We start from the raw sequence: 3,253 nt of genomic DNA, 5'->3' as shown, positions 1-3,253 counted from the left end.
AAGCGATCTATGTGATCCGCTCTGCTGACAGGCGGAAAACACAGGACCTTCCCCCGCTTGGAAGAGTGGAAACGCTCAGCGGCGGGCGGCTGGGGGTGCGAAGTTTGCGGGACCCCGAGGTGCAGGCCCTGCTGGACCGCGCCCGCCCCGGCTAGCGCTGGGAGCCGATGCTCCTGGAGATCGAAGGGGAGCACATCCGGGTCTTCACGGGCCTGGCGGTGCGCTGGCGCCTGGTGCAGGTTCTGGGCCCGGTGCGGGCGTTGCGGGTGGCCCAGGCCGTGGCTCGGATGGGAGGCCCGGTGCTGGGGGTGGATTGGGGGAGGCGGGATTTCCTGCGCCGGGCCGGAGGGGCGCTCATCGCGCAGATCACCCTCTCAATCTTAGGAAGCCCCAAGTCAGTGAAGGTCGAGCATGAGCCTGCAAGCCCTAAACCTCCCGTCGAAATTTCGGTTGAACCTGCAGATGCTCATACTTACACTCAAATGCTTCGCCATGCCTTTAATAATACACACGTGCTTCGAATCAGTCGGTTTCTTAAAGCACAAGGATTTGCTCCCTATGAATCACCTTCTGTAATGTGGATTCGCGAGAGTAACAAGCTGGTGCGAACCGTTGCCATCCATCGTTATGTAACGGACGGCCAAGAAGCCGTTCTTGTATATGGAGAAGAAGTAAGCGGTCTCGTATGGGCCTATGCGATTGTTATCCCTAATAATGGACAGCGATATGCTCTAAGGGTTGGCTCAAGTGGTCAAATCGAACGCTTTGAAGCACCCATGATCAATCAGGTGGATTGGGATTGCTTGATCTGTAATGCACTTTGTGGTGGTTTATGCGGTGTGGGATGCGCATTAGCGTGCGTAATTATTTGTGGACCCAACGTTGTCTGCACCCTGATTTGCGGAGGGATGTGTGGCGGCCTGTGTGGAGGAGGATGCTACTTCGGTTGCGGACGTTTCTGCTAGCTCGGTTCAGATGCTCTGCTGTTTCTCAATAGCCCGGGCATGGTCTGGCAGACAGATGTCTACCAGCCTATCGTCCCTCATAATCCCGGGACTGCGTCTGGATCTTTGCTTGAAAGGAGGAAATCATGGGAGCTGGGCAGCGAGAAACCGATCTCCGGATCCAGATCCTGCTCTCCACTGTGATTGGGGCGTCGGCCTTCCTGATCACAAGTCTAGCCATATGGTTGGGCTTTGAGCAAAGGACATGGATGGAGGCGATTCTCCCGGTGCTGGCCGGTGCCCTCAGTTTCGCCATCGCATTTGCCCTTGTGCGCTTTCTGGTTTTCTTCCGCAAACGCTGACTTGCTGCTCGGAGAAGCGATGCACCTACGGGCTGATGGGATAGACTCGCCGTGACAGGTCGAAGCCGGAACAAATAGGGAGGCGCTCCCTGCAGGATCCCGAGGTCCAGGCGCTGCTGAACCAGGCCCGCCCAGATTGGCGCTGGGAGCCGATGCTCCTGGAGATCGAAGGGGAGCACATCCGGGTCTTCACGGGCCTGGCGATGCGCTGGCGCCTGGTGCAGCTTCTGGGCCCGGCGCGGGCGTTGCGGGTGGCCCAGGCGGTGATCTGTGGCGTTCAGATGGCGAGCCCGCCACGTATGCAACCCCTCCTTCTTAGCTTTCTGATCCTTCTCACCATGTTGCTCACTTCCCATAACGCATCCGCATATTCGGTGTGTTGCAAGTGGTCCACGAATTACGCCACGTATCGCTATGGTTACCTCCCAATGGCCTTCTGGGATCCCACCGATCGTGGCGCATCGGCCTGGACCAGTGTCCCCACCACTAGCTGGCGCTACATCAAATATAGCGGATCACCCAATTACATCGAGTGGGGAGGATGGGATGGGCCAGGAAATGCTCTCGCAATCACAGTCCTCTCCGGATACGGAAATACGATCCAATCGTTCTGGATTCGATATGATAAAGATGAAAACTGGTATACAGGGACGGGAACTCCTGCAAGCAACCAATATGATGCTTGGTCTGTGATCACCCATGAGTTCGGTCACGCCCTGGGCTTGCTTCATACACAGTCCATTTACTGCCCCGGAAATGCTACAGATGCCACAATGTGTGGTCAAATCTTTCGAGGAACTCCATGGTTTCGAAGTTTAGAGACCGATGACCGAAATGGAGTTTCGTATTTGTATCCATGGTAACGGACACGTTAAAGGAGCCAGGACCGTTGAAGACAATGCCTCATCCCCCTAACCATGGAATTGTCCATAGTGCTTACTACATTTGTGAATTTGGAGGATTTCCTGTGTTTTCGCGTATCATTCGGGAAAATCGAAGGTTCCTTCTCGTGCTGAGCGTGTTGAGCGGGCTGGGATGCCAGCCGGGTCTTCCCAACACCCCTCCCCCTTCCCCCTTCGTTTCAGCGCATCCGGTATACGCGGCGCTGTCCCGCCGGGAACGGATTCAGCAGGCGGATGCCATCGTGCGGGCCGAGGTGCAGGCCATCTCCCCCACCCGCTGGAACTCGGACAGCGGCCAGCCCTGGACCCCACTCCCCCCTGAAATCCCGGATCGCCCGGTCCCCGTGCCCATCCACACGGTCACCTTGCGGGTGATCCAAACGCTGGCCGCGCGCGAGCCACTCCCGGATTCGATCGAAGTCGTTGTCGTAGGGAATAGCCCTCTGGAAGCGCCTCCGGCTCACCAACAATGGGTGAAAGTGCCTGCGGAGCACCAGCTCCACGTGGGGGATTCCATTGTAGCCTTTCTGAGTCGGAGGGATCTGGTGTGGGAGGGGGGCAGGCGATCCGTGTGGATGTTTATAGGTTTCCCGGCTGCCTCGTATCTGAAGGCGCGCCCGGATGGGCGATGGGGAGAGGAGGTCTTCGATGGGCCACCGGAGGAGCGACAGCCGCTACGCTGGGAGGAGCTGGAAGCTCAGATCCGGGCGCTGCGCTCGCCATAAGACCCTGTGGTCTCCACGGGGAGAAGGTCGCGAGGCAAGGCTCGATACTTTCGGAAGGTAAAGGTAGAGGTTGAAGAGGTGCGGAATGCAAGCACCTCCACGCCTGAAGAATTTCTCCTTGCGGAAGAGGCGATCACGGGGCGCGGCTGCTTCGGGTGCTGGGCCCCGTGCGGGCCCTGGGGGTAGCCTGGCTGGTGGCCCGGCACGGCGGGCCGGTGCTGGGCGTGGATTGGGGGAGGCGACGGCTGTTGCGCCAGAGCCTGGCCCTGGCCGGGCTGGCGCTGCTGCGGCGGATCCCCGGAGGGACCCATGCCCCTCGA

At 58.9% G+C, this 3,253-nt stretch carries 4 protein-coding genes; all 4 read left to right on the top strand.

Annotated elements, in window-relative coordinates; genetic code table 11:
- Nucleotides 1-167 precede the first annotated feature (167 nt).
- The 4 genes from VAE54_RS13015 (at nucleotide 168) to VAE54_RS13000 (ending at nucleotide 2,933) form a co-directional block, all read left to right on the top strand.
- Complete coding sequence (locus VAE54_RS13015; RefSeq protein ID WP_322802405.1) at nucleotides 168-965, top strand: hypothetical protein; 798 nt, start codon at nucleotides 168-170, stop codon at nucleotides 963-965.
- A gap of 125 nt (nucleotides 966-1,090) precedes the next feature.
- The gene (locus VAE54_RS13010; protein WP_322802404.1) at nucleotides 1,091-1,306 is read left to right on the top strand and encodes a hypothetical protein; all 216 of its coding nucleotides are present in this window, start codon (nucleotides 1,091-1,093) and stop codon (nucleotides 1,304-1,306) included.
- A 152-nt stretch (nucleotides 1,307-1,458) separates the two neighbouring features.
- Nucleotides 1,459-2,169 carry a matrixin family metalloprotease gene (locus VAE54_RS13005; protein ID WP_322802403.1) on the top strand — a complete coding sequence of 237 codons (711 nt, stop codon included), beginning with the start codon at nucleotides 1,459-1,461 and terminating at the stop codon, nucleotides 2,167-2,169.
- Between the two features lie 104 nt (nucleotides 2,170-2,273).
- Nucleotides 2,274-2,933: a hypothetical protein gene (locus VAE54_RS13000; protein ID WP_322802402.1), complete on the top strand. Its 660-nt coding sequence runs from the start codon at nucleotides 2,274-2,276 to the stop codon at nucleotides 2,931-2,933.
- Nucleotides 2,934-3,253 lie beyond the last annotated feature (320 nt).

The organism is Thermoflexus sp., assembly GCF_034432235.1.
Lineage (GTDB): Bacteria > Chloroflexota > Anaerolineae > Thermoflexales > Thermoflexaceae > Thermoflexus.
Note: the sequence above shows the minus strand (reverse complement) of the source record. Positions and strands in the feature narration are given on the sequence as shown.